This window comes from Candidatus Trichorickettsia mobilis, from assembly GCF_963422225.1.
Lineage (GTDB): Bacteria > Pseudomonadota > Alphaproteobacteria > Rickettsiales > Rickettsiaceae > Trichorickettsia > Trichorickettsia mobilis_B.
The window spans coordinates 1,344,715-1,367,024 of the sequence record NZ_OY728607.1; the positions used below are offsets into that span (position 1 = coordinate 1,344,715).

Here is a 22,310-nt window from a genome sequence, read left to right on the forward strand (position 1 = left end):
TTAGAATCTAAATAGATTTTACAAGATATATCTTGAATCTAGGCTCTGTAAATATAAAATAAGAAGATAAATAAATTGCAAATTTTTTGTAAAAATCGCCACTCTTCTACTTTCTTTAAACATTGTAGTAGAAATACCTATAAAACTCAAATTATATTATGATAGTAATAGACACAGTAGCTTTACCTAAAAATATAACTTCTATACGCTCTAAAAAAGTGAAATCTGCAAAATTAGCATTTTCTAGGAGCAATGGATTAGTTGAGCATGAGAGCCCTGAGTTATCTAATATCACTCCTACGAATCCATTCTTATTTTTACAGGAAGTAGGTGAATATGAAAAAGATCAAGCTCGACTTAAAGAACAAGGCAACAAAATCTTAAGATGTTTAAATGATATAAGGTTCAGCTTACTTAGCGGTAAATTACCAAAACAGCATATAATATATCTCAAACAAACTATTGAAAATAATAAAGAACAATTTCGCTTTCCTGAGTTACAAGACATAATAGCGGCGATTATATTACGGGCAGAAATTGAACTTGCTAAAATTGAAATGAACTCAGAAGAAAATATTTAATAGGCCTCACCTAACTTAAGAATGGTTGAGGGATTTTTTAGACAAAAATCTGAGAGTGTTCAATAAACCATACGCATCAAGTTAAGGGAGAAGAAACGATCCAAATCGTCAAGCTTTGAGGTGTAGCCAAAGCAAGCCAGAAAAATCGTGCGGTTCTAATTGTTGTATTATTTTAACTTAATTCCCAATTTAATTAGCTGTTCTTCACATGATTTTGCATCAGTAAATTGGAAAGCGTGCATTTTTACCGACAAAGCACTCTCAACATTAGCCATTAAATCATCAACAAAGACAGAATCAAATGGATCAATGTTATGCTTATTTAGCAAATGCTGATAAATTTTTGGATCTGGTTTTAAAATCCCAACTTCAGCTGATACTATTATATCCTTAAAATAATCCATAAAGTTAGAATGGATTTTATGATATTCCATTATTTCTTTGACGTTGTCAGTAATTGCATAAAGATTGATTTTCAAAGAGCGCAATTTTTTGAGTAGTTTCTAAACTACCTGGAATTGGCACTTGAGATACTTTTATTCATTCATGAAATAAGTTGTGCGATTCTCAGCTACACCAAGCTGATCTTGGTATATCCTGATAGCTTCTTTCTCAGTTAATTTTCCTAAATTTAAATCAATCCATATTGGATGGATTTGCTGATAAAATTCCTTAGGTACATACTCAGGAAAAACAGCTTGAATAACTTCATAAGGTGCCCATCTAACTAAAACATTGCCAATATCAAAAATCACGTTCTTTATTTTCATATATTAAGATACTCATCACCTATTTTTGAAAATAAAAAAAATTAAAGTTAAGACGTCTTTTAACTTTCTGCTTTTTATATTAGAGAACAACGCTAGGTAATATGCTTTTAGTAAGCTCATCATATTGTTTGATGATTTTAAGAGTGGATTCCAACCTATCTAGCCTAATCATACAGGGGCCATCACTTGGTGCATTATCGGGGTCTTGGTGTACTTCCATAAATACGCCAGCAATACCCACTGAAACCGCCGCCCTAGCAAGCAGTTCCACATATTTTCTCTCACCACCACTGACATTACCAATCCCGCCAGGTTGTTGCACTGAATGTGTAGCATCAAAGATTACTGGAGCTCCAGTTTCAGCCATAATAGCAAGGCTTCTCAAATCTGTAACTAAATTATTATAGCCAAAACAAGTGCCTCGTTCTGTTAATAACACATCATTAGCACCAAAAATTTTGAGCTTTTCATAAACATTTTTCATATCCCATGGTGCCAAAAATTGTCCTTTTTTTACATTAATAATTTTATTAGTTAGAGCAGCACTCTTAAGCAAATCAGTTTGGCGACATAAGAAAGCAGGAATTTGTAAAATATCTGCCACTTCAGCAGCAGCTGCGCATTGAGATTCTGTATGCACGTCAGTTAGTATTGGACAGTCAAATTTAGCTTTTACTTTAGCTAAAATTTCTAAACCATGATCTAATCCAGCTCCCCTAGGGCTGTTTACAGAAGTGCGATTTGCCTTGTCAAATGAAGATTTATAGATAAACGGAATAGCGAGTTTACTAGTTATGGTCATTAAATTTTCAGCCATAAAAATAGCATGATCGAGAGTCTCAATCTGGCACGGTCCCGCAATTAATATAAAGGGAAAATTATTTGATATCTTAATATTTTTTAGCTTAATAATTTTTTGCATTAGTCTTTATCTCCCAGATTTAGTTTTTGCAGCTGATTGATCCTATTTTTGTATTCTTCTTGCTTTTCTACAAAAATAAAACTACCAGAAACTAGAATAGAAGCTCCGGCCTCTACGCAATTTGCTGCAGTTGCAGCGTTAATACCACCATCAACTGATATCTTTATATCGGAATTTAAATGTTTGATTTTTTTAGATAAAGTATGAATCTTAGGTAGCTGTGTTTCTAGAAATTGCTGCCCAGCGAATCCAGGATTTACAGTCATTACCAATATTAAATCAATTTTATCAATCACGTAATCTATAATATCTGGTAGAGTGGAAGGTAGCAGAGCAATTCCTGCTTTCAGACCACACTGCCTGATTTTACTTAAAGTACGATCAAGATGTATAGTCGATTCAGGGTGGATTGTAATTATATCAGCGCCATAATTAGCATAATTTTCAATAAAGAGCTCAGGTTGACTGATCATTAGATGAACATCAAGCGGCAATTTTGTCAGTTTACGAATTGTTTCTAATATCAGGGTACCAAAAGTTAAATTAGGAACAAAATGTCCATCCATGACATCAATATGAATCATGTTAGCTCCAGCTTGTTCTATTGCCTTAATTTCTTGTTCTAACTTGGCAAAATCTGCCGATAATATCGATGCTGATACTTGTGTCATGTTATAGGCTATCTATTTTGTTTTCTTTTAGCCTTGAGTGACATCACATAACTAATGATTTTAGCAACGGCTTCATAATGTTCAAGTGGGATCTCTTCATTAATTTTCACCTGCTTGTAAATATTTCTAGCAAGAGGGGGGTTTTCGACAATAGGAATGCGATTAGCGTCTGCAATTTCTTTAATTTTCTGAGCGATTAGATCCAGACCTTTGGCAACAAGCACTGGTGCCTTGGTAGTATTACTATCATAATGCAATGCTACTGCATAATGTTCAGGGTTAGTTATGACTACCGTTGCTTTGGGTACAGCTTGCTGAATACGTCTTTGAGATTGTTCTCTTCTCAGTGTTTTGATTTTACGTTTTATTTCTGGATGCCCTTCCAATTCCTTATATTCTTCCTTTAGCTCGTGTTTAGTCATTTTTAATTGATTAAAATGCTCAAAACGTTGATAAAAGTAATCTGCTGCAGCAATAACAACCATGATTATAGTAGCACAAATCATGACATTATTAACCATAATTTGCAATTGATTTAAGATTGCGCCAATAGTTAAATTTTGATATTGTCTTAATTCTTGAATGTCACTGGTAATAACTGCATATAAAAAAATCCCTATTAATAAAATTTTGACAAAACTCTTCAAGAATTCGACTACACTTTTTATAGAAAATAGTCTTTTAAAACCACTGAATATTGAAATTCTTGATAAATCAGGCTTAATTTGATCTAAAGCAAAGATAAACTCTCCATGCTGGATATATGATGATAAAAACGCTACTATAACTACTACAAGGAAAAGAGGGCTTAAGATTAAGATAAATTTAACAAGTATTTTTTCTAAAAGCACTCCTATCATTCCTTGATCAACTGGTACATTACCAGCATTCTCTATAAAGAATCGTAGCGCCATTGCAGAACGTCCAAAGCTATAAGGAATTATAAAAATAATAATTATCGTCAAAAACAATAGCATTAGAAAGTTATTAACTTCCTTGGAGTTAACTACCTGTCCCTTTTCTAAAGCATCTTCAAGCTTCTTTTGGGATGGATCTTCCGTTTTCGATGCTTGATCTTCTGAATCACCTTCTGCCATATAGACCTCCTCACAAACTCTACTTCTGCGGATGATTTGTACACAGATCCGGTACTCGAATCCGAAACAAACCAAAAGTGCGCTGCGGATCTGCGTTCCGTGTCTCCTGACACCACCTCTCTCAGAAGCGAATTTGTGAGGAGGTCTATATAGTAAAAACTACCCGCTACTGCCAGATTCTATACAAAAAAGGCTAACTATCAGATGCAGATAGTTAGCCTTAGAATTAACTTTAGAAAATAACCCTTCCATGCAATCAAAAGTTATTGTAGACGAAGTTAAAATTACTGAAGAGCTAGGAGTGTTGAAGTCGAGCACCGCAGCGTACTTTAGTACGTGAGGAGCGCGGATCTTCAAAACACGATAACGCCAATTCAGTAATTTTAACGAGTATACTAGTGGTGCATAATTGAAGTTACACTACGACGATTTTGACTCCAAGCTTTTTCGTCATTACCAATTACAGCTGGACGTTCTTTACCATAAGAAACAGTATCTAATCTACCGGCTTCTATACCATTATGTACCAGGAATTTTCTTGCTGCTTCAGCTCTTCTTTCACCCAAAGCTAAGTTATACTCCCTAGTACCCCTTTCATCAGCATGTCCTTCGATAGTAGCTTTAACATGCGGATGTTTTTTTAGCCACTCGCTTTGTTTATGCAATACCTCTTTAGAGTGAGGTGATATACTTGAACTGTCGAATGCAAAGAAAACCCTATCTCCCGCGTGTTTTTCAAAATCAGCGATTAGCGAACTCTCTACATTGGAACCCATACCACCTTTCTTTGCACTACTACTGCACCCGGATAAAAAGAATACAGCCAAAAGTGCTAATGTAATTTTTTTCATCATAACCAATCAACTCCTTAAAAATTATAATATTAAATTTAGTTTTTCATAATTTGCAAACTAATGCAATCAGAAAAACCTCACGAATAAGGATTATATACTATCAACCTCTTAACTTAAAGGTCAATATTGATCAGAGCACAAGTTCATAGGTTATAACGTTGCAAAAATATCATAAACAAAACTTATGTACGCATTAATTGTTTTTAATACATGCAGTTAATCAATTAAACGTATTAATTTAATACACTAAATAGATTTTACAAATAACTTATATATATTGAAGCCAATGAATAGTAAAATTTTAGTTCTGACGGATTATAGGTTGGGAAATTCAAATCAGGCTCTTGCTTTGGCAAAGGAACTTGGAGTACTATACACCACTATGCATGTGGATTATAGTTGTTTTGCCAAATTGCCAAATTTTTTACTGCGATTCTATCCACTTCACATCAAACATGCTTGTCTGCAATCAATTGAAATAAACAATTTACCAAATATAATTATTTCTTCTGGTCGAAGAACTGCAACTCTTGCGCTTTATCTAAAACAAAAATCGGTAAAAAAACTGCAAATTGTGCAAATAATGAAGCCTGATAGTGACTTTAATGAATTTGCTGCAGTAATTTTACCGCAGCATGATTCCTTTACGCATACGCAAGCATCATCAAATGTAATTAGAATTATTGGCGCACTTAACAACATCCACAGAAGTATAAAGGATCAAGCTAATATTGAAAACATAAGCAAAATTTACCCAGGAATACTAAACTGTATAGCAGTAATAATTGGTGGCAATAGTAAAAACTATATATTTACCATTGCTGAAGCAAAATTATTAGTCTCCATATTAAAAAATATAGTAATCCATCATACGTCACAGCTTTTTATTACTTTTAGCCGACGTACTCCGCAAGTGGTAAAGCAGCTTATTAGACAGCACTTCAGCAGCCCGCACATCATTTATGATCCTCTGGATTCAGGGCCAAATCCATATTTAGCTCTGCTAGCTAGTGCAAATTATATAATTTCTACAGCTGATTCAATCTCAATGTGTAGCGAGGCAGCGTCCACAGCCAAGCCATTATATATATTTCTTCCCGATAGCTTTAAGCTATCCAAACATAGATTTTTTGTACAACAGCTGTTTGATCTAGGAATTGCTAAAAAATTAGATCAATCAGTAAATGTTCTACAACATTATTCTTATACGCCATTAAATGAAACTAAAAGAGTTGCTGAAATTATAAAATCGGAGTTAACTTAGTGAAATGAAACTACCAAAAACCGGTCTCTGCAAAAATATTATAATTAGTATAATAGTTATTTATAATAATTAATGCTGGAATTACATAAAATATTATTTAATAACTTCAGAATTTATTGTATAAGGTGATTAATTGAAAATTTAGGAGAGTGTTCGCTGAACTGTGTCAATTAAAAATAAAGCCTGTACATTGCGAGGCTTCAGCCGAAGCAATCCAGTCTTGCCATACGAGTTTTTCTGGATTGCTTTAGGTAGAGCCCTTAGCTCAGGATACAGTGGCTATCCCGACACACAAATTCATCCCGAACTTGTTTCGGGATCTTATGAAGTTCTGATGAGATCCCGAAACAAGTTCGGGATGAATTTGTGTGTTTAGGATTGAACCTTTATGTATGCGTTTGCGATACTTACTTAATGTGTCTGGGATAACGACTTGACACAGCTTATTGAACACTCTCAAACTATTAGGCCATTTAAATAACAGGAGAAATAGCATGATTAAACAAACAAAATTTTTACAAAAATTTCTGGCTACCGCCTCAGCACTAGCTGTAATAGCCGGAGGAACAAGTAGTGCATCGGGTGGTGGAAGAAACACCGGTGGTGCTCCTGTGAATCTTAGCGCTGTACCTGGTATTGCACTTAATGATTGGTTGATTTTTAACGGTGGTGCTACAGTTACCGTTAATGCAGGATCACCTGCAAGAATAGCTGGGATAGATGTAGCAGTTAATCCTGGTGGGAATACTGTAATAGCTAATAACATTACTATAGGTTCTATTTCAGGTGTTGCTGCCAAGGCAATGAAAGTTGATATTAATGCCGGTAATACATTAACCTTGGATGGTACTGCCTTTGGTGGAATTGTAGCAAATACCTACGATAAATTAGGAGATATTTTATTTAATGGCGCTGGTTCTAAGCTAGTAATTGATGCTAATGTTACTTTAAACGGTACGATGAACAGTAGAGGTGGTATAAATACGGGGCAAGGTGACATTGAAATTAATGCTGGTAAAAATGTCGTGATTACTGGGGCAATTCTTCAAGCAAAAGCAATTGGCAGCTTAAAACTTGGAGCTAATGCTAAACTTAATCTACAAGCAGCTATTGCTTTAACAGATGTACCTGGCACTGGTAGTGGAGTAGAATTAGGTAATGGTTCGGAGTTAACTGTTACTGGTGGTCGTACTATTCACGGTATACTGACTACCGAAGAAATTAATGGAACTGCTCCAGATCAGGGTACGCTTATTTTTACCGGTGGTAATTCAACACTTTCTCAAATAGCAGTTGGTAATACACACAAGATTCACGAATTCAGAATTGCCAGTGCTCATGAGTTAGATACGGATGAATCAATTAAAGCTACACAAATCAATTTTACTGCAGATGGGTCATTAAAAGTTGATAGACTTCGTATAGAAGGTGACGTAGATAATAAGACTGCTAATGCTAATATTGGTACACTAAAGCTTAACGCTGTTGGTAGCGGAGTAACCGGAACGATAGGAGCAACTAAAGCTCTGAAAGTAGTTAGTTTTGATGCAGCAGGAGCTATGGATGTAACTGGAAACGCCAAGGCTCAAACTTTTGTAGTTAATAATGCAGCAGCTGTGGTAACAGCAGGTGGCACAATCACTGGTAACGTAGATTTTACTAAAGCTGGAGGAACATTGAATGCTGGTGGAGGATTAATTACTGGTGCGATTGATTCTACCGTTGGTGGAGCAAACGGAACCTTGAACTTTACTGTAAATGGTGGAGTAACTGGAGCAATTGGTACTACTAATCCATTACATGCAATTAATGTAAAGAATGGAATTACTGCAACTTTATCCGCTGACGTCGTGAAAGCTACCACTATCACTATCGGTGAAGCTGGTGGAGCTGGTACCTTAGTACGTGGTGGAAACGTAGATTTTACTCTTAATCCAGCTGGTGTTAACATAGTATTTGCTCATGCTGATTCGGTATTGAAATTACAAAGCACTGGTGGTGCTTCAAAAACTATTACTTTAAATACTATTAACCCAGGTGCTCCTGGTAAAGGAATAGTAGAATTACACGCAAATGGTGCTGGCAGTAAGTTAGTAATTGTTGGTGGTGCAGCTGGTCAAACATTAGGCACTGGTGTTAATAAGTTAAAAGAATTGAGGATTAGCGGTACTGGTAACGACGACACTATGACCATTATTGCTGGCGGAGCTAATGCAGTTGATCTTACTAATGTTAATGTATTAAATATCAAAAGAGGTGCAGCACTCTGGGATCAAAGCAAGAGTGCTGTTAATATTGCAGTAACCAATATTGGTGAAGCTGGTGCAGGTGGTGCCGGTGGTTTAGTTTTGGATGCTACTGAAGGTGATTTGGCTTTACTTAATGGTGGTACAGCGATTAACTTTGTCCATGCTGACTCACAGTTAGTTCTTGGTCATGATCATGTTGGAGCAGATAGAACCATTACTTTACATAATAATTTAGTTGGTGGTGGAGATAACCAAGGAATAGTGACACTTTGGTCTAAGCAGGCAGGTAAGCAGTTAATTATTGCAAAAAATGGTATAGAAACAATTGGTACTTCTAACGTCAATAGAATCCAAGAGTTAATTATTGATGGCCCTGGTAGCACTGCTATTAATCCCAAAGTTTATACTCAGAACTTAATCTTAAATGATATTGGCACAACCAATTTTATTGGCGGGGTAGATCAAGGTACTGGCGGTAATATCGATGTAAATGAGAATGTTACCGTGCAAGGAAATATTGATGGGGTTAATACTAGCATTAATCTTACAGACAAGGTCTTAACTTATAATAAAGGTACAGCAACCCTCACTGGTAATGTAATAGTAAATACCAATCTAAAAGTTGGTGGTGGTATTGGTCAGATCAAAGTCGATGCTACCGGTGGAGCCACGGAATTGAATTTATCACAAGCAACATCAGTTACCATTAATTTAAATGGTACTTCAGATTTAGCTGACACCGGTCAAAGCTACTCATTATTCGAAGCTACTAATGGTGGAGTAATCACTGCAGGATTTCCAGCACCAACATTAGCTAACAATGATACAAAGGCCTTAGCTTGGACATCTAGTGCTACAGCAGTATTATCAAATGCTATAGCACCAGTGCCTGATAATAATGTCCCTATTATAGTTAATGCTAATGATGGTAATAAGTATGTACTGTGGGTAGAGGATTCTGTTACTCACAGACTTACTGTTATCAATAATTCAACAAAAGGGCTGCAGAATGATTTTGGTAAAACTAATCCAGGATTAGTAAAGGCTCTCGCTGGAGCTGACTTAACAAGTGATGCTGGAAATTTAGTAAATGATTTAGGTAAAGCTCCTGATGCGGCACTAAAAGAAAAAATAGCAGATAGTATGAGTGTAGTGGCGCCTACAGCAGGCGTGGCAGAAGCTGTAGCAGAAGCTACTACTGGAGCAGTACAAGCCACACAAAACGTAATCGGTAACAGAATGCATAACCTACCTGGAGCTGCTAATGCAGCAGTGAGAGTTTCTGAAGGTATGGGTGTTGCTGCTGGTGATGAATTCACTACAGAGCGTTATGGTATTTGGGGTAGTCCATTTTATAGCCAATCGACACAAAAGAAAAAAAGTAATGCTCCTGGATATAAAGGTAAGTCTGGTGGTGGTACTATTGGGTTTGATTGTTTAGCTAATGATAATTTAGCTTTGGGAATGGCATTAACGGCTATTAGTACCAAACTTGATCATAAAAATCAAAAATTAGGTGATACTACGAAAGTTGAGAGCACATTATTCTCGATATATGGAGTGCAGCAATTACCAGAAAATTGGTTTGTTCAAGGTATTGTTTCATTTGGTTCAAGTAGAGTGCGTAACTATGAAAAGCGTGTAATAAGTTCAACTTTAAGCCAAACTGCGCTTGGAAAATATAATTCGACTAACTATAGTGGAGAAATATTAGGAGGCTATAGATACGCATTAGCTGATGCAAATACTACGCTTACTCCGATGGTTGGTTTTAGATACGCCAAATTTAATGATGGTGGCTATACTGAAACCGGTACTAGTCGTAGAAACATGACGGTCAGTAAAAAATCAATTGATAAAATTGAAGGGGTTATTGGTGCTAGAGCTTCATTCTTGGCTCAAGTAAAAGATGTACTATTAATGCCAGAAGTACATGGTTTTGTAAGCCAAGATTTTAAAGGTAAGGCAGCAAAAGTTGATGCAAGATTAAATGGGGCATTAGCAGCAATGCCAACAAAAGTTTCTAAGCCGGAAAAAACCTTTGTCAACCTTGGCACAAGCCTAACCATAAAATATCGGATGATGGAATATGGTTTTGGTTATGATGCGCATTTAGCAAAAAAATATGTAGGACATCAAGGTTCTATAAAAATTAGGGTTAATTTCTAACTTAACGCGAGTTGCCAATTAAAGATGCAAAACGTCATTGCGAGCTTGATTATCCCCACGAATTTGAAAGTGCTGAAATGCGCTATATATCGTCTGAGCTGAGGAGTAGCCTTTAGGTTACGACGAAGCAATCCAGAAAGAGTGACACAGTAAAAGCTGTGTCACTGTTATGATTTTTTCTGGATTGCTTCGTCATGTGCTTACGCACATTCCTCGCAATGACGGGCTTTTTGAGTGTTTTTTAGCCACTTCAAATTCGTGAGAAATATCTTGCAATGGAGCAAAGCTACCTCGCAATGACGGCTTGAACTGGTCTCTATGGTGTTTAAAAAATATTTTAATTGGCAACTTACGTTACATATGGTCAAATACACAAAATTCTTTAATTATATAGATACATAATAGCTATTATCTCTCATATTTCTCAAACTTTGTAATTTCATTTTGTCTCAATCATAGTTGACGTCTACTGTGGATATAGATTTTGAAGTTTATATACTTGAGTAAGTTAGATTGTTTATTTAAATTTTTTAAAGTTCATTAATGTATAGCAACTTTTCTGAAATCACTCTTATTTCATCAGTTGGATTCCGCGCTAGGCCAAGACGCAATCTGACTTATTTATCAATTTTCTTATTTCTAGCTTTAGCTGGATTTGCATCTCTATCCATTAAAAATTACATAAGTCGCACTACTTTTTTTTCTTTCATTGAACCAGAAGAATTAGTTTATGAAGATAAAATATTAACAGAAAATGCTACCGTTACGGTAAAAAAAGGCGATACCTTAAAATCTATACTTATCAAGCAAGATCTTACATCAATAGAAATAGCGCAAATCATTAAAGCAGCCACAGCTAAGAATAATATAGCAGCTAGTTTAAAGATTGGACAAAAAATATCTTTTGATTACACATTAAATATTATGGAGAATGATGATGATCTAACTGCAGAAACTCGTACTCTAACTAGAGTAGTAATAGCGCTTGATAAAATCAATTCTATAGAAATAATTAGAGTAGATGATAATTTTCTAGCTAAAAACACTGCTATTCCACTCAATAAATTTGTTGCAAAATCTTCTGTGATCATTGATAGCAGTTTTATTTCTGCACTAAAAGATCTTGGCCTTGGTGCTAATAATATAATAGAATTAGTTAATGCCTATAGCTACCAGATAGATTTTCAGCGACAAATCCAACGTGGGGACAAAATTACGGTCATTACTGAAAAATTTATGACTGAATCTGGTCAATTTTCACATCATGGCAAAGTTTTGTATGTATCTTTGAAACTAGCTGATAAAGAATATAATATATATCGTTATTCAGTACTAGGTGATGCTAATTATGGTTTCTTCTCTGAAGATGGTAAAAGTGTAAAAAGAAGCTTACTGAAAACACCGGTAAATCTTGTGCGTGTTTCATCTCATTATGGTAATCGTAAACATCCTACCCTAGGCTTTACCAAACTACATAGAGGGATAGATTTTGCTGCACCAGAGGGTACGCCAATTTATGCTGCCGGTGATGGTGTTATTACAGAAATAGGTTGGAAATCTGGTTATGGTAAATTTATTCAGATTAAACATAGTTCTAATTTATCAACTGCATATGCTCATGCTAGTAATTTTGCTAAAAATCTTCGTGCTGGTAGTAAGGTTAAACAAGGGCAGGTAATAGCCTATGTTGGTCGTACAGGTAGAACTACTGGCGCACATCTACATTATGAAGTTAAAGTCGCTGGCAAACATGTTAATCCTATGTCAATTAAGACCACCCCTGGAATTGAATTAACTGGCAAGAAATTAGTGCAATTCCAAAACTTTAAAAATAAAATTAGAGTTTTAAGTACTAAACTTGAAGCTACACCAACTATTGCAATGGATCGTGATGTTATTTTATCCTCACGCTAAGAGCCTGTCTGTCTGATACGTCCATCTAAGAGAGGGTTAAAGTCTATTAAAATTTCTACACACGAACCTAACTGACCGAGACGCTATTACTCGATCAATCCTTCACTCTTCATAGAGGTATAATTCAAGTGTTTCGGCGTTTATTAATGCGATTACCACCGCATATTCGTAATCATGTTTTCATTATTTATCGTGCTTTTTTAATTATCATCAAGTTAATACTGATAGATCAAGTAATAAAATGGTGGTTTATCTCATATTTAATTCAGCAACCAGCAAGATTACTAAGGGTTACTAGTTTTTTAGATATAGTATATGTTTGGAATTATGGTATTAGTTTTGGCATATTTAAGAATTATCTTCAATATAGCAATATGGTATTCATAGTACTTAATAGCATCATTATTTTATATCTATGCTATAGCTTGTCAAAGCTTAAGTCTGTTACAAGTTTTTGGGGATATAGCTTTATTATCGGTGGCGCTATTGGTAATATAATTGATCGTTGCTACCGCGGAGCAGTATTTGATTTTATTTGTTTTCATTATCAAAACAATTATTGGTTTCCGGTGTTTAATCTGGCAGACAGCTTTATTTTCATTGGAGTGATGTTAGTATTATATGATCTTTATAAAACTAAAAAAAATATTGAAGAAATAGAAAAACAAATTTATGATGACTTAGCCGCAAAAGCAGAAGCAATCCGTAAAGCTGCTGATGCTAAAATTGATTAAAATAAGTAAATATATGCGTATGATTTTATTAGACTTCTTTCAAAAATCATTTATGGTAGCGAAATGCAAGGAGTTCATGCAACACAGATCTATAACGCACTCAATTATGTTTAAGATTCAAACAGCAGATCAAAGTAACCTATCACAACAAAAGTGGTTTTTTGAAAAAGGTCTATTACAGATTATGCTAATGCTTGCCCTACTATCATCATGCAATAAGCGGGTAAAAGAAACTATAGGGATAGTGACTCCTGGCCCTGATGAATATCAAGTACAGCGAAGTAAAGCGATTGATGTGCCACCACATTATTACTTACAAAAACCAACTGATGCTCCAAATACAACAGATGTCAGTAAAGTATTGGCACCAAATTCCGCAAATTTAGATGAAGCTGAACAAGCTTTATTAAATGAAGTAAATAATAAATAATAATAAAGTTAATATCGGTTAAGTAATGACAGAAGTAATTGCTATAGAACAGTTAAAGCAATATATTAGTAAAATTGAAAAGCTGGAACACTCTAAATTAGAATTAGCTGATGATATAAAAGAAGTCTTTGCTGAAGCAAAAGCTAGTGGTTTTGATGTGAAAACTATGAAGCAAGTATTAAAATTAAAGAAGCTTGACAAGAATAAACTAGCAGAACAAGAAGCTATATTAGAACTTTATAGACAAGCTTTAGATCTATAAACTTACATGCGCTATTACTACTGCCTTAAAGTGAGCGCCATTAGCGCCTTAATGCTATAACTTTACCTACCAACTTTTGTGTTTCCTTGATCTGCATTTCTATTAATAAAACAAATTAATATCCCCTCATCATGGAATTATTTACTTCTTTTACCGAAAATTTATTATCACCTCCCATATTATTTTTTTCTCTTGGGATTATCTCAGGCCTTTTAAAATCAGATTTAGAGGTGCCAGAGCAAATTAGTCGATTTTTTGTCATGTATATAATGATGGCAATAGGTTTTAAAGGTGGAATCGCTATTGCTGAAACAAACACTATTAATAGTACGGTTATTCTTACTATTCTTGCAGGTATGAGTGCTGGCTTTATTCAGCCATTTATTGGCTATTATATATTGAAATTAACCACCAAGTTGGATGATTTGACAGCAGCAGCTGTAGCTGCCCACTATGGCTCTATAAGTATGATAACATTTGTAACTGCCGTAAATTTTTTAGGAATAAATTCTATTGTTTATTCAGGATATATTGTTGCTGTACTTTCTTTAATGGAAGCCCCAGCCATTGTAAGTGGTTTATTGATTGCCTATAAATCTCAACCAAAAATGACAAAAGATAACTCTCAATCGCTATTAAAGCTTATACAAGAAATAGTTACCAATGGATCAATATTACTATTAATGGGATCCTTTTTTATAGGATGGATGTCAGGAGCTAAAAGTATGGAGAAAATGGAGGGATTTTTAGTCACTCCATTTTATGGAATCTTAACATTTTTTTTACTAGATATGGGTTTACTAGTTTCAAGGCATTTATCTGACTTAAAAGAGTTTAATCTGAAGTTAGTTATATTTGGTATTGGCATGCCTTTAATAGGTGGAGTAATTGGTATAGCTTTAAGTGTGCTTATAAAATTGGACTTAGGCACCGGCTTTTTATTTACAGTGCTAATTTCTAGTGCATCTTATATTGTAGTAACTGCAGCAATGCGTACTGCCTTGCCACAAGCTAAGGCAGCTATCTATGTGCCAATGTCCCTTGCAATTACCTTCCCATTTAATATCACTATAGGAATACCAATGTATTTTGCTGTGGCTCAGAAGTTTCTAGATTAGAATTTTTTTAACACTTTTTAATATAGAAAAGTAGGTAACGCAGACTATTCACTTTTTTTAATATACTGCCAAACTAGAGTTTTATCTTTCCTTATCGCTTACGACTACCTCTGTCAAAGTTACCCCGATTTTACTATCTACTACTACTATTTCGCCCTTGGCAACAATTTTATTATTTACATAGACATCAATTGGTTCCCCTACACCACGTTCAAGCTCTATTACAGCTCCGCGACCAAGTTTCAATATATGACTAAGCTGCATTGTAGTTCTTCCGAGTACTACTGAAACTTGCACTGGTACATCATATAACGCTTCTAGTGTTAGTTCTTGATCGCCATTATTATTATCTTTTGTCATATTTTTTCCTATGTTATTATACTGTACTCTTTAGCTGAGCTAATATTTTTGTAATTTCTTCATCAAGTTGTGCTTGATTATATTCTAGGCAAGTATTAGACCATTCAACTTTGCAATCGTTGATACCCATAGTATCATCAGCAACTATTTGTATATTCTCTTTTAGTTTATCTGGTAAATTATCTAAACGCAAAACATTAGCACAATATTCCTGTCTAGTTGAGTGTATCGTTAACTTAATCTGCCCTTCCTTATAAAACTTTTTGATACTGCTTAATAGCTCTGTATGCACTATTTGCTCAAAATTTACCGGTAAAATTACATGTAATTTTTTAGCAATCTCATTAAGAATATGAACTGATATTGTTGCTATTTGTGTATCAATACTAGCAGATGGCACAATTGTTAATAATTGCTGTTGTATAAGCTCAAGAAAATTATTATCAGTCTTTAAGTCATCAATTATGGATTCATATTGGATTTTCGCCTCTTCAAAACCTTTATTATAGCCTTCCAATTTTATTTGTTCAGTATCAATTGAAAATGTATCATGTTGCTCTTGATCTGCGAAGGAATCAATTACCCCATCCTCTGTATTGATAATAGTATGTAAATGCTGAGTAACAACGTTATTGATCAATTCTTCTTGATTAGAATCAACAGCACTATCGCTAACATTTACCACCGCAGTTTTAGGTAACTCTCGAAAAACAAATTTGCTATATTTATGCATAATACTACTATGTTATAAATTCATCTTTACTATCAACGACAACATCTATTTCACCATTATTAATAAGTGCCTTTGCTATATTCACGATCTCAGTACGGGCTAAATCTACTTCTCTTACCCTGATAGGGCCAATAGCCTCTAATTCTTCTAATATGATTTTTGCTGCCCGTTGCGACATACTGGCAAATATAACCTTTTGTAAAGCTTCTCCCGCACCTTTTAACGCTATAGTTAATCTTGATTTTTCAACGTTACGTAATAATTTTTGTATTCCTTTTGCATCAATTTTGACTAAGTCTTCAAAAGTAAACATTAAATCTTTAATACGAATGGCAGCTTCAGGCGAACTAGATTCAAGCATAGCCATATACTTACTTTCACTATTACGGTCTAAACTATTAAATATTTCGGCTATCATTTCAAAACTATCATATTCTTGCGTTTTGCCTATGCTACTAATAAACTCAACCCGTAATATTTTTTCAACTTTTTCTAAAATCTCAGTTTTTACATTTCCAATATTTAATATTCTGGTAATAACCTCAAAAGCAAAGCTATCAGGCAGGTGACTAAGCACTTTTGCTGCTTGTTCAGGCGCTAATTTTGACAATACTAAAGCTGCCGTTTGCGGATGTTCATTACGGAAATATAATGCTAACATTTCTTCACTAACATTCCCCAATTTTTCCCAAGTATTTCTACCTTGTGGACCACGTATCTCATCCATTAATGATTGAACATGGTCTTTATCGAGGACTTTTTCTAACAATCTTTCTGTAGTATGTAAATTGCCTAAAAATATAGCACTCTCTGTTAAATCAGTATGCAACTGTCCCAATAATTTATCTACCACTTCTGGATTAATAGAACCTAAACGTGACATTGCATGAGATATTTCTTTAATTTCTTCTTCAGTCATTAAAGAAAATATCTTGGTAGCATTTTCTTCTGACATCGACAAAAGTACTATCGCTACCTTTTGAGCTCCGGTTAATCTAAAAATATCTTTAGCAGCAATACTCATAGTTATTTCCCTTCATCCAACCATTTTCTTAAGACATTCAGCATTTCTTGTGGATAAAATACCACAAGCTCATTAACACGTTGCGTATTAGCTTCAGATTTCAAGGAAGTTCGTTCACCAACCTTCCCAGGTTCATACGCCTCACTACCACTACCTCCAGGCATACCGCCACTACCGCCACCACCATCAAAGGAAGGCATAGCCATATCTCCAGACATTCCGAGACCCGTTAGTAAATTATCATTAGCACGCTTTACTTCAAATGCTTTTAAAGTAATAGGTCTAATTACTGTTACTAAAATCAATACTACTACAACAGCAAACACTAAAGTTTGGAATAGATTAGGTAGCTCGTCTTTTAACCAATGAGATCCCTCATCTGCGTTGAATAGATTAAGATCGTTATTAAATTGCATATTAATAACTTCAATTTTATCTTTACGTTCTGGATCAAAACCAACTGCCACCTTTACTAAATTAGTAATTTTATCAATCTCGGCATTACTTCTTGGAATATAGTCTGTTGCTTGAGTTTCAGCATTAGGTTTGTAAGTACCATCCACCAGTACTCCAATAGATAATTTAGTGACAACCCCGCTTTCACTGATTTGGTTTTTAACAGTTCTAGATATTTCATAATTGGTAGTTTGATCGCTCTTTTCGGTAGTAGCAAGATTTGGATTTTGCGCCCCCCCAGCCCCACCACCAGGTATATTATTTGCTACTGAGATATCAACATTATCTTCACCACCTACAGGAGTACTTTCTCGTTCATCCATAGTTTGCACTGAACGTACTACCGCACTATCAGGATCATATGATTCTGTATTAATAACTGTGCGATCGAAATTCATTTCTACTGCTATCTGTGCTTTAGCTTTACCGACACCCAATGATTGTTCCAATAAATCTTCTATAACCTTTTTCAATCTATTTTCATAGGCGACACGATATTCTTCACCACGAGCTCCAGAAAATTCTGTTTCTTCATCTTGAGCACCGAGCTTGAGAGATTTACCATAGGTATCTACAATTGTCACATTTTTAATATCTAAACCTGGTACAGCAGTGACTATAAGGTGACTTACGGCATCTACCTCAGCTTTATTAAAGATTTTTTTGCTTTTAAAGCGAATTATTACAGAAGCACGAGGATCTAAACGCTCTTTAGAGAAAATCTCTTTCTGAGGCAATACTAAATGCACCCTGACTTTATCCACTTGCTCGAAAGAAGAAATAGTTCTAGCAATTTCTCCCTCAAGCGCCCTAACCATCTTAACATTTTGTGAGAAATTAGTAGTACCAATACTATCTTCCTTGTCAAAAATTTCGTAACCAACTATTGAACCTTTATTAGGTATCCCTGCTTGAGCTAAATTTACTCTAGCTTTTACTACTTGATCTCTAGGCACTTTGATAGTACGGCCATCATCTAACAGCTGATATGGTACGTTTTTACTCTCAAGCTCTTGTACAATTTTACCGCTATCTTCTGCTTCTAATTCTGAATACAGCAAAGCCATATCCTTACCAGAGATTTTTGAGATATACACTACAAATAATAAGACAAAAGTTAGTATGCCTAAGCAAATAGCCGCAAGCCGCACATGACTCATGTCTTTAAAAAATTGAATTATAACTGGCATCAATAACAGCTCTCAATTCAAATTAATGTTGGATAAAAACTTACTCTAAAAAATAAAACTACTTTATCCAGTAAGTTATAGGATTTGGATGCGCTACATCCTCGATTAAATATCGCAACCCCATGGTTACTCTAAGTATTAACCATACTAAAATACATATATTTAGCACTACATGCAAAAACGAGGTAGCATTTATCGTCATCGATATTACAGTACTTACTACCCATATAGCAAATGTTCTTACTATAAATGAGTAGTGACTAATAAAAATACCATCTTTTGTGTTATTACGATTGTAATAGGACACAATTACCCCGATTATAGGCAATAATGGTGCCACACTTCCACATAAATAAAAAACGTAGATGATGATAAGATTTTTTTTCCCTGGCTGCAAGTACTGTTTAATTTCATCATTCATTTTATTTTAGCTTATATGATCTTACAACAAATATCTCATACCACGATTAATTGACACAGTTCATTGAACACTCTCATTTAACTGCTTTCAAAAAACAATTTTTGAAAGCAGTTTTAGTGTATAGACGAAGGTCAAATTGAAGAAGTGCTAGAAGTCACAGAGTCGAGGAGCGCAAGCAGTCTTTAGTACGTGAGCACCGCAGATCTCTAGTGACGCGACGCAATTCTCAATTTTCACCTAGTATATACCACAGTGTGCATAACACTACCCTGCCTGATATATTCTATTTCACTATCAGTAAAAACTTGTAAAATTACTTCTATGGTATCTTGGACACCATCTTGCCTTTTAATTACACATTGTAAACGTTGGTAAGGTTCAATGGAATCTTTTAAGCCATTAATTTCTATTTCTTCTGAACCAGTAAGCTTACAGTCTTTTCTAGTTAAACCATTGGCAAAAACTATTGGTAACACTCCCATGCCCGCCAAATTCGATCTATGGATGCGCTCAAAACTTTCAGCAATAACTGCTTTCACCCCAAGTAAACTAGTTCCCTTAGCAGCCCAATCTCTGGAAGAGCCGGTACCATATTCTGCTCCAGCTATAACCACAAGCGGTATTGAACGTAGTTTATAATCCATAGCAGCATCATATATGCTCATCTGTTGCTGAGTTAATTGATTGATAGTCACTCCACCTTCTATTCCAGGGCACATTTCATTTTTTATACGGCCATTAGCAAAGGTTCCACGCATCATTACTTCATGATTACCACGCCGCGCACCATAAGAATTGAAATCATTTTGCATAACGCCATGATCCATTAAATATTTTGCCGCTGGACTCGCTTTATTAATATTACCAGCTGGCGATATGTGATCAGTGGTAATTGAGTCTCCAAAGATTGCCAGTATTCTTGCAGATTTAATGTTACTAAGACTTAACGTAGCTTTTTCAATATTCTCAAAATAAGGTGGGTGATTGATGTATGTGCTATTTTTATCCCAATTATAAGTACTGCTTTTTGCTATTTTTAGACTTTGCCAATATTGATCCCCGGTAAATACCTGACTATATTTAGCTTTAAAGATTGCTGAAGACAAAGATTGATTAATATATTCCTTAATCTCCTGCTGAGTTGGCCATAAATCTTTCAAATAAACATCATAACCATTACGGTCTTTAGCAAGAGCCTGAGTCTGTAAATTAAGATTGATACTACCGGCTATAGCATATGCTACCACTAAAGGTGGTGATGCAAGATAATTAGCGCGCACAGAAGCATGCACTCTACCTTCAAAATTTCTGTTACCAGATAATACTGAAGCTGCAACTAGCTGATTATTACTAATAGTATTATCTATTTCAACAGCTAATGGGCCAGAATTACCGATACAAGTAGTACAACCATAGCCAACTAAATTAAAACCCAATTTATTTAAATATTGATCTAACCCACCAGCAGCAAGATATTCAGTAACAATTTGAGATCCTGGAGCCAGAGATGTTTTAACCCATGGTTTTGATATTAAACCTAAATTGCAGGCCTTTTTAGCTAATAATCCGGCGGCAACCATTACTGAAGGATTAGAAGTGTTAGTGCAACTGGTGATCGCTGCAATTACTACATCACCATGCCCTAAACTAAAATCTTTACCAGCCACTTGGTATTTCTTGGTAATATCTTGATCACCTTTGGCTAAAGAAGGTAGCTCTGTTTTAAAATTACTAGTGATGTTGCTAAGGCTTACTCGATCTTGAGGACGCTTAGGCCCAGCTAATGAGGTTTCCAGAGTAGATAAATCAAGAGCTAAAACATCAGTATATTCTGGGTCATCATTAGCATCACGCCATAATAAATTAGCTTTTGCATATTCGATTACTAGTTTAATTTGTTGAGGGTCACGTGCTGTCAAATGTAGGTACTTGATTGTTTCATTATCAATTGGAAAGAAGCCACAGGTCGCTCCGTACTCAGGTGCCATATTCGCAATCGTAACTCTATCTGCTAAACTTAAAGCATCAAGACCTGGGCCAAAGAATTCAACAAATTTGCCGACTACGCCCTTCTTTCTTAGCATTTGTGTTACTGTTAATACTAGATCAGTGGCAGTACTATTACCTCTTAATTCTCCAGTTAATTTTACTCCCACTACTTCCGGTAGAATCATTGGTAAGGCTCGGCCCAACATTGCTGCTTCAGCTTCGATACCACCTACACCCCAACCAAGAACCGACAAGCCATTAACCATCGTGGTATGGCTATCAGTACCAACCACAGTATCAGGATAAGCTAAGGTTTCATTATTGTATTTTTGAGTCCACACTACTTGCGCTAAATATTCCAAATTAACCTGATGACAAATACCAGTGCCCGGAGGTACCACTCTAAAATTATCAAATGTTTGTTGCCCCCATTTCAGAAATTCATAACGTTCCAAATTGCGTTGCATTTCTAGTTCGACATTTTTCTTAAAAGCATCAGCAGATCCTGAATAATCTACTTGCACTGAGTGATCAATTACTAGATCTACCGGTATTAATGGATTAATTGTTAACGGATCTTTTTGTAGTTTCTTGACAGCGTCACGCATGGCAGCAAGATCTACTACCGCTGGAACGCCAGTAAAATCCTGCATTAATACTCTGGCTGGCATAAATGCCACCTCTGCATCTGATTTTTTTTGTTTCAGCCATTCCCTAAACGCCAGTAATGATTGTGGGTCTTGATTAGTTCGTATTACATTTTCAAATAAAACTCGTAATGAGTAAGGTAATTTATTAACTTCAAGACCTATGTCGCTTGCTGCTTTTTTTACGTCACACATAACATATGTGTGACCATCTATGTCTATTTTTATGGCGTATTTTGGATTATAAGGACTAGACATCAGCTTCTCCTCTGTATGTTATATGAAATATTGTATATTTATTTATTTTGCCTTATCTTAGAACCTGTCTTGAAAGTGCATCTAAGTCTGAAAATTGAGAGTGTTCAATGAACTTGTCAAGTTAAGGAAAAGAGACGATGTGAACCGTCTTACTTGAGCACCCACACCTTTATTGCGAGGGAGCTTCGCTCCCGTGG

General features: G+C 35.3%; 19 protein-coding genes and 1 pseudogene. 8 read left to right on the plus strand and 12 right to left on the minus strand.

The features are described from left to right. Positions 1–158: 158 nt before the first annotated feature. Positions 159–581: a flagellar assembly protein FliX gene (locus R2I74_RS06315; protein WP_316354644.1), complete on the plus strand. Its 423-nt coding sequence runs from the start codon at positions 159–161 to the stop codon at positions 579–581. A 167-nt stretch (positions 582–748) separates the two neighbouring features. Here R2I74_RS06315 and R2I74_RS06320 read toward each other — a convergent pair. The 6 genes and pseudogenes from R2I74_RS06320 to pal all read right to left on the minus strand — a co-directional run. Further along, positions 749–1,072: pseudogene (locus R2I74_RS06320) on the minus strand (HAD-IA family hydrolase); the annotation flags it as partial. A gap of 45 nt (positions 1,073–1,117) precedes the next feature. Further along, positions 1,118–1,351: an HAD family hydrolase gene (locus R2I74_RS06325; protein WP_316354648.1), complete on the minus strand. Its 234-nt coding sequence runs from the start codon at positions 1,349–1,351 to the stop codon at positions 1,118–1,120. A gap of 79 nt (positions 1,352–1,430) precedes the next feature. Then, positions 1,431–2,273 (minus strand): 3-deoxy-8-phosphooctulonate synthase, encoded by an 843-nt coding sequence (gene kdsA, locus R2I74_RS06330; RefSeq protein ID WP_316354649.1) that lies wholly within the window; start codon positions 2,271–2,273, stop codon positions 1,431–1,433. After that, the gene (rpe, locus tag R2I74_RS06335) at positions 2,273–2,944 is read right to left on the minus strand and encodes a ribulose-phosphate 3-epimerase (RefSeq protein ID WP_316354651.1); all 672 of its coding nucleotides are present in this window, start codon (positions 2,942–2,944) and stop codon (positions 2,273–2,275) included. Before rpe ends, kdsA begins: the two co-directional genes overlap by 1 nt. A gap of 8 nt (positions 2,945–2,952) precedes the next feature. Next, a complete protein-coding gene (gene flhB, locus R2I74_RS06340) occupies positions 2,953–4,041 on the minus strand; it encodes a flagellar biosynthesis protein FlhB (protein WP_316354653.1) in 1,089 nt (362 codons plus the stop codon). A gap of 395 nt (positions 4,042–4,436) precedes the next feature. After that, a complete protein-coding gene (pal, locus tag R2I74_RS06345) occupies positions 4,437–4,895 on the minus strand; it encodes a peptidoglycan-associated lipoprotein Pal (protein ID WP_316354655.1) in 459 nt (152 codons plus the stop codon). 286 nt (positions 4,896–5,181) lie between these two features. On the opposite strand from pal, the gene R2I74_RS06350 reads away from it, so the two are divergent. The 7 genes from R2I74_RS06350 to R2I74_RS06380 all read left to right on the plus strand — a co-directional run bounded on the left by R2I74_RS06350 (position 5,182) and on the right by R2I74_RS06380 (position 15,035). Further along, positions 5,182–6,159: a mitochondrial fission ELM1 family protein gene (locus R2I74_RS06350; RefSeq protein ID WP_316354657.1), complete on the plus strand. Its 978-nt coding sequence runs from the start codon at positions 5,182–5,184 to the stop codon at positions 6,157–6,159. 494 nt (positions 6,160–6,653) lie between these two features. Further along, positions 6,654–10,577, plus strand: a complete 3,924-nt coding sequence (locus R2I74_RS06355; protein ID WP_316354659.1) for an autotransporter domain-containing protein — start codon at positions 6,654–6,656, stop codon at positions 10,575–10,577. A 543-nt stretch (positions 10,578–11,120) separates the two neighbouring features. After that, positions 11,121–12,491, plus strand: coding sequence for a M23 family metallopeptidase (locus R2I74_RS06360; RefSeq protein ID WP_316354661.1), 1,371 nt, complete (start codon positions 11,121–11,123; stop codon positions 12,489–12,491). Between the two features lie 146 nt (positions 12,492–12,637). Beyond that, positions 12,638–13,225, plus strand: coding sequence for a signal peptidase II (lspA, locus tag R2I74_RS06365; protein ID WP_316355333.1), 588 nt, complete (start codon positions 12,638–12,640; stop codon positions 13,223–13,225). A 76-nt stretch (positions 13,226–13,301) separates the two neighbouring features. After that, positions 13,302–13,655 carry a DUF3035 domain-containing protein gene (locus tag R2I74_RS06370; protein WP_394355831.1) on the plus strand — a complete coding sequence of 118 codons (354 nt, stop codon included), beginning with the start codon at positions 13,302–13,304 and terminating at the stop codon, positions 13,653–13,655. A 25-nt stretch (positions 13,656–13,680) separates the two neighbouring features. Then, a complete protein-coding gene (locus R2I74_RS06375; protein ID WP_316354662.1) occupies positions 13,681–13,917 on the plus strand; it encodes a DUF2312 domain-containing protein in 237 nt (78 codons plus the stop codon). Between the two features lie 131 nt (positions 13,918–14,048). After that, a complete protein-coding gene (locus R2I74_RS06380; RefSeq protein ID WP_316354664.1) occupies positions 14,049–15,035 on the plus strand; it encodes a sodium-dependent bicarbonate transport family permease in 987 nt (328 codons plus the stop codon). A gap of 81 nt (positions 15,036–15,116) precedes the next feature. Here R2I74_RS06380 and fliN read toward each other — a convergent pair whose 3' ends face one another. The 6 genes from fliN to acnA form a co-directional block, all read right to left on the minus strand. Next, positions 15,117–15,395: a flagellar motor switch protein FliN gene (gene fliN, locus R2I74_RS06385; RefSeq protein WP_316354666.1), complete on the minus strand. Its 279-nt coding sequence runs from the start codon at positions 15,393–15,395 to the stop codon at positions 15,117–15,119. Positions 15,396–15,411: 16 nt separating this feature from the next. Further along, positions 15,412–16,128, minus strand: a complete 717-nt coding sequence (locus tag R2I74_RS06390) for a FliH/SctL family protein (RefSeq protein ID WP_316354667.1) — start codon at positions 16,126–16,128, stop codon at positions 15,412–15,414. 7 nt (positions 16,129–16,135) lie between these two features. After that, on the minus strand, positions 16,136–17,152 hold the full coding sequence (fliG, locus tag R2I74_RS06395) for a flagellar motor switch protein FliG (protein ID WP_316354668.1): 1,017 nt from the start codon (positions 17,150–17,152) through the stop codon (positions 16,136–16,138). Between the two features lie 2 nt (positions 17,153–17,154). Continuing rightward, complete coding sequence (fliF, locus tag R2I74_RS06400) at positions 17,155–18,798, minus strand: flagellar basal-body MS-ring/collar protein FliF (protein WP_316354669.1); 1,644 nt, start codon at positions 18,796–18,798, stop codon at positions 17,155–17,157. A 58-nt stretch (positions 18,799–18,856) separates the two neighbouring features. Beyond that, positions 18,857–19,219 carry a hypothetical protein gene (locus R2I74_RS06405; protein ID WP_316354671.1) on the minus strand — a complete coding sequence of 121 codons (363 nt, stop codon included), beginning with the start codon at positions 19,217–19,219 and terminating at the stop codon, positions 18,857–18,859. Positions 19,220–19,452: 233 nt separating this feature from the next. Beyond that, positions 19,453–22,113 (minus strand): aconitate hydratase AcnA, encoded by a 2,661-nt coding sequence (gene acnA / locus R2I74_RS06410; RefSeq protein WP_316354672.1) that lies wholly within the window; start codon positions 22,111–22,113, stop codon positions 19,453–19,455. Positions 22,114–22,310: the final 197 nt, after the last annotated feature.